Annotated in this window: 5 protein-coding genes and 1 pseudogene; 4 read left to right on the top strand and 2 right to left on the bottom strand. The window is 51.3% G+C overall.

Translation table 11 applies throughout. The features are described 5' to 3' along the window. The 4 genes and pseudogenes from ACWA6V_RS16265 to ACWA6V_RS16250 form a co-directional block, all read left to right on the top strand. Window positions 1–597: pseudogene (locus ACWA6V_RS16265) on the top strand (glycosyl hydrolase 115 family protein); the annotation flags it as partial. 38 nt (window positions 598–635) lie between these two features. Then, window positions 636–1,844, top strand: a complete 1,209-nt coding sequence (gene manD / locus ACWA6V_RS16260; protein ID WP_449523474.1) for a D-mannonate dehydratase ManD — start codon at window positions 636–638, stop codon at window positions 1,842–1,844. A gap of 51 nt (window positions 1,845–1,895) precedes the next feature. After that, window positions 1,896–3,026, top strand: a complete 1,131-nt coding sequence (locus tag ACWA6V_RS16255) for a glycoside hydrolase family 43 protein (RefSeq protein ID WP_449523473.1) — start codon at window positions 1,896–1,898, stop codon at window positions 3,024–3,026. Window positions 3,027–3,207: 181 nt separating this feature from the next. Further along, the gene (locus ACWA6V_RS16250) at window positions 3,208–3,858 is read left to right on the top strand and encodes a putative glycoside hydrolase (protein ID WP_449523472.1); all 651 of its coding nucleotides are present in this window, start codon (window positions 3,208–3,210) and stop codon (window positions 3,856–3,858) included. A gap of 22 nt (window positions 3,859–3,880) precedes the next feature. On the opposite strand, the gene lipA is transcribed toward ACWA6V_RS16250, so the two are convergent. Further along, window positions 3,881–4,912 (bottom strand): lipoyl synthase, encoded by a 1,032-nt coding sequence (gene lipA, locus ACWA6V_RS16245; RefSeq protein WP_310067260.1) that lies wholly within the window; start codon window positions 4,910–4,912, stop codon window positions 3,881–3,883. Between the two features lie 171 nt (window positions 4,913–5,083). Then, window positions 5,084–5,665 (bottom strand): lipoyl(octanoyl) transferase LipB (lipB, locus tag ACWA6V_RS16240; RefSeq protein WP_449523471.1); only part of this gene is annotated, 582 nt, incomplete at its 5' end.

The following is a 5,665-nucleotide window of genomic DNA, read 5'->3' as shown; positions in this document are numbered from 1 at the left end:
ACCGGAACCGGTTGGGGCGGCGCCAGCATTGCTGTGAAGGCCGTGAAACCGCAACTGGATAAGCGCGCACTGCAAGGCTTTGTGGAGGCCGATGGTTATATCGCCATTGAAGCCGAGCACTACCAACGCCAAGGCAACAACCGTGAATTGCGCTGGGAGAAAATCCCCGAACACGGGCGCACCTTGTCATCCATGTCGGTCTACCCGATTACCGACAAAAGCTTTACTGATGTAACGGCAGCACCCTATCTTGAATACGATTTTTATAGCCAGAGCAGCGGCGAGCTCAAGATTGAGGGATTATTCGCACCCAGCTGGCCATTAATGCCCGGGCGCGGTTTGCGTTACGCTGTTGCGATTGATAGCGAGCCTGCGCAAATTGTGGACCTGACCGCTGATATGAGCGCACCGGCATGGGAAGAAAGTGTGCGCAGTGATGTACGCCGAAGCATTACCAAACATAGGATCGATAAATCCGGCGCACATAGATTGCGTATTTACAGCCTTGACCCCGGCGTAACCTTGCAAAAAATTCTGATTGATACCGGCGGACTTTTGCCCAGCTATTTGGGGCCAGAGGAGAGCCGACGATATTAAAACTTTTTAATAACCACCAGCAGTAGAGATGCCGTTGAATGAAAATTGTTGATGCGAAAGTGATTGTCACCTGCCCCGGCAGAAATTTTGTCACACTCAAGATTACTACTGATCAAGGAATTTATGGCATCGGCGATGCGACTCTCAACGGCCGCGAAAAAAGTGTGGTCTCTTATCTGGAGGATTATTTAATTCCCGCACTTATTGGTCGCGACCCGCAACAAATTGAAGATATCTGGCAATTTTTTTATCGCGGCGCCTATTGGCGTCGCGGGCCAGTGGGCATGACGGCACTTGCAGCAATTGATGTAGCACTCTGGGACATTAAAGCCAAACTGGCGAATATGCCACTCTATCAATTGCTCGGCGGAAAAAGCCGCGAGCGCATCCTGACTTACACCCACGCGAACGGCAAAGATCTGGATTCCACACTCGATGCCGTGCGCAAAGCGAAAGAAAAAGGCTATCAAGCGATTCGCGTGCAATGTGGCATTCCCGGTATCGAAAAAACCTACGGCGTTGCCAAAAGCGAAAAAAGTTATGAGCCTGCGGATTCGGATTTGCCGTCCACCGAAGTTTGGTCAACCGAAAAATATTTGAATTTTATCCCCGAAGTATTTGCACAAGTGCGCAAAGAGTTTGGCAGCGAGATTCATCTGCTGCACGATGTGCATCATCGCTTAACACCGATTGAAGCCGCGCGCTTGGGTAAAGATTTGGAACCCTATCGCCTGTTCTGGATGGAAGATGCAGTACCGGCGGAGAATCAGGAATCGTTTAAATTAATTCGCCAACACACCACCACGCCGCTCGCGGTGGGCGAAGTATTTAATTCGATTCACGACTGCCGCGAACTTATTCAGAACCAATTAATTGATTACATCCGCACCACCATTGTCCACGCAGGTGGCATCAGTCACGTGCGACGCATCGCCGATTTTGCCAGCTTGTTTCATGTGCGCACCGGCTTCCACGGCGCAACGGATTTATCACCCGTGTGCATGGGCGCCGCGCTGCATTTTGATTATTGGGTCCCCAACTTTGGTATCCAGGAACATATGGCGCACAGCGCGCAAATGGATGAAGTTTTCCCACACTCCTATCAATTCGAGCGCGGCTTTTTTACACCGGGTGACACACCCGGTCACGGTGTGGACATCGATGAAAAACTCGCCGCGAAATATCCCTACAAGCGTGCGTGCCTGCCTGTGAATCGGTTGGAAGACGGAACCCTCTGGCACTGGTAAGATCCGGGTTGGCAAGATAACAACGACACAACCCATAACGAGACAATAACTATGACAAACCAACACCAATTCCTGACCGCCAGTGTTATCGCTGGCTGCCTGCTAATCGCTGGCTGCCAGGAAAAATCGGCTCCGGCCGATACCGCAGCAACATCAACAGCCGCAAGTTCAATCGCGGCAGCGCCTGCGCCTACACCGGCTGACCCAGCGTTATTTATCAGCCAGCCGCTGGTCACCGACATCTACACGGCCGACCCATCAGCGCGCGTGTTCAACGGCAAAATTTATATTTATCCATCGCATGATATTGAAACCGGCGTCACCACCGATGGCGAGGGCGATAAATTCGATATGAAAGACTATCGCGTCCTGTCCTATGATCCGGCCACAGGCGCAACTACCGACCACGGCGAAGCATTGAATCTAAAAGATGTGCCTTGGGCCAGCCGCCAACTCTGGGCACCCGACGCAGCAGAAAAAGACGGTAAATTCTTTTTGTATTTCCCGGCGAAAAACAAAGACGGCATTTTCCAGATGGGCGTCGCCACCAGCGATTCACCCACCGGCCCATTCAAAGCAGAAGCCGAACCGATCAAAGGCAGCTTTAGTATCGACCCAACTGTATTTAAAGATGACGACGGTTCTCACTACATGGTGTTCGGCGGCATCTGGGGCGGACAATTGCAGCGCTGGGCGAGCGGCAGTTACGTCGCTGAAGACAAATACCCCGCCAGCAATGAGCCGGCTTACAGCCCGAAAATCGCCAAGCTGAGTGATGACATGTTGCAATTCGCAGAGCCACCCAAGGATATTCAAATCCTCGATGGCGCTGGCGTCCCCCTGCTCGGCACCGACACCAATCGCCGCTTTTTTGAAGGTGCTTGGGTACACAAATTCAACGGCAAATATTATTTGTCCTACTCCACCGGCGACACCCACTTTATCGCCTACGCCATTGCCGACAACCTCTACGGGCCCTACACCCACAAAGGCATAGTGCTCACCCCGGTATTCGGCTGGACCAACCACCACTCGATTGTGCAACACAACGGCAAATGGTATTTGTTCTACCATGACTCACAACTCTCCGGTGGCCAAACGCATCTACGCAATGTGAAAGTGACCGAGCTGACGCACAATGACGATGGCACAATCAACACCATTGACACTTACCTCGACTAGACCTGCATGTAATAACGGTAAAATTAAAAAAGCCCCGGTCAGCGCACAGCTCTCCGGGGCTTTTATTTTCATAGGGAAATTGACTTTTATCTGGCTTGAGTGAATATTATTTGCGCGCCATTAATCATCCTATTCATGGTGTACTAACCTCCAATAATAACTATCCCGCGAGATAACCCCCATGCACAACTTCATCACCAAGCTGCTGAAACTATTGCCTGCAATCACCGGTATCTGCCTGATTGCACCGCTGACCAGCCACGCACAAAACACGCTAAATCCCAATTATTTTTATCTGGTTAAAGGTGAATTAATCGGTCGTAGTATTTCACTGGGCGACCCCAGCAACTGGTCTACGATGATACAAGGGCGAGAAGGCCAATCAGCCGGAGAGAAAATCAAAGTTGCCCCCATCGACTTCAAGGCTTCTGGTGATGCCATCCAACTCACTTGGGCGGCGCGCAAAAAAGTTGTCGGTAATTTCGGTCTCTATGGCAACGCCATCGACTTATCCAAATTTAAAGACGCAGCTTCACTGACGATCGACATGCGTGTCGATGTAAAACCAGACAAAGACGTGAAAATTGGCTTGAACTGCGGCTACCCCTGCCAGGCGGAGTTATCTATTAACCGCATGATCAAAAAAATGCCCAAGGGCGAGTGGTTCTCGTTGCCACTACCGCTCAACTGTTTCAAAAGCGACAACTTTGATTTAAGCAAAATTACCGGCCCCTTCACCATCGCAACTGATGGCAAATTCACCGTGAGCATCACCAATATTCGTTTGGAAAAATTACCGGAGGGGGACAAGGGCTGCGTCGAGCAACCCTGATCCAGTTAGCAGGATGAAATGATTAAGCCTTGGCGAAGTTGTTGATATTGAACTCTTCGCCGTGAGCTTGTTTATCTGCATGGTATGAAGACCGTACCAATGGACCACAGGCGGCGTGTTTGAAACCCATTTCTTCGGCGAGTTTGGTGTACTCGGCGAATTCATCCGGGTGCACGTAGCGCTCTACAGGTAAGTGATCTTTGGATGGCTGCAAATATTGGCCGATGGTGAGCATGTCGATATCGTGCTCACGCATGTGCTTCATCACTTCGATAATTTCTTCTTTGGTTTCGCCAAGGCCAACCATCAAACCCGATTTGGTCAATACATCGGGGCGACGCGCTTTGTATTGCTTGAGCAATTGCAGCGACCATTCGTAGTTCGCACCGGGACGCGCCTGGCGATATAAACGCGAGACAGTTTCCATATTGTGGTTGAACACATCGGGCGCTTCTTTTTCCAGAATGTCCAAAGCGATTTCCATACGGCCGCGGAAATCCGGAACCAAGACTTCTACTTGTAATTTCGGGCTAAGCTCGCGCGCTTCGCGGATACAGTCGGCAAAATGTTGTGCACCACCGTCGCGCAGGTCATCGCGGTCTACCGAAGTAATTACCACGTATTTCAATCGCATTTCGGCAATGGCTTCAGCGAGTTTGCGCGGTTCCTGCTCGTCGAGCGGATTGGGTTTGCCGTGGCCAACATCGCAGAAGGGACAGCGACGGGTGCAGATATCACCCATGATCATAAAGGTTGCGGTACCACCACTAAAACATTCGCCTAAATTCGGGCAGTTAGCCTCTTCACATACCGACGATAATTTATTTTTACGCAAAATCGATTTGATGCGGTCTACTTCCGGCGATGCAGGAATACGCACGCGAATCCAGTCGGGTTTGCGTTGGATTTCTTCGCGGTCGCTGGCGATAACTTTTACCGGAATGCGCTCGACCTTGTCGGCATCGCGCAGTTTTTCGCCCTGCTTGTAACGCTCGGTACGTTTGACCGGTTGCAGTTCGGGTACGAAGGTAGATACGGGTGGAAGATCTGACATACGAATCTCGTTTTGTTGGCGATAGTGCCACTAGCTCGTTGCGAGTCAGGAATACCCTTGTGAGACACGCCGTAAACCCATCCATGGGGGCTTGTCTTCGACATCCATGTCTCAGACAGTCTCACAAGGGTATTCCTGCCCCACAACTACCTATGAAGTAAATTCAGAAAATTAGATGGCGCGCATTGTACAGGTTTCATAGCCCAATTTCCGCGCAAATTCTGCGACAAGTTGGGTTTGCACATCCTCTAATGAGGGCGGATTGGGCAATAAGTCTTTCATCTGCGTCATCGCCAAGCCTTGGTAACCGCAAGGATTAATCCGCTGGAAGGGAGCAAGATCCATCGCTACGTTCAATGCCAAGCCATGAAAACTGCAACCGCGCCGCACACGTAACCCGAGCGAGGCGATCTTGTCTCCATTAACGTAAACGCCGGGAGCATCAGGCTTGGCCGCCGACTCAATCGCGTAATACGTTAAGGTCGCGACAATAGTTTGCTCGATTGAAGTCACCAGCTCGCGCACGCCGATCTTTAAGCGGCGCAGATCCAGCAACGGATAAGCCACCAACTGACCGGGGCCGTGGTAAGTCACCTGCCCTCCGCGATCACTTTGCACTACCGGAATATCACCGGGGAACAACAAGTGCTCCGCCTTGCCCGCCTGCCCTTGGGTAAAGACGGGAGGATGCTCCACTAACCACAACTGATCAGCAGTTTCCGGCGTACGCTGGTTGGTGAAGTCGGTCATGGC

This window comes from Cellvibrio sp. (assembly GCF_053579595.1).
This window is presented reverse-complemented; position numbering and strand designations above follow the sequence as displayed.

Excerpts from the sequence above, each read along its gene's own strand:
- manD (WP_449523474.1), top strand. The coding sequence starts at position 636 with ATGAAAATTGTTGATGCGAAAGTGATTGTCACCTGCCCCGGCAGAAAT.
- ACWA6V_RS16255 (WP_449523473.1), top strand. The coding sequence starts at position 1,896 with ATGACAAACCAACACCAATTCCTGACCGCCAGTGTTATCGCTGGCTGC.
- ACWA6V_RS16250 (WP_449523472.1), top strand. The coding sequence starts at position 3,208 with ATGCACAACTTCATCACCAAGCTGCTGAAACTATTGCCTGCAATCACC.
- lipA (WP_310067260.1), bottom strand. The coding sequence starts at position 4,912 with ATGTCAGATCTTCCACCCGTATCTACCTTCGTACCCGAACTGCAACCG.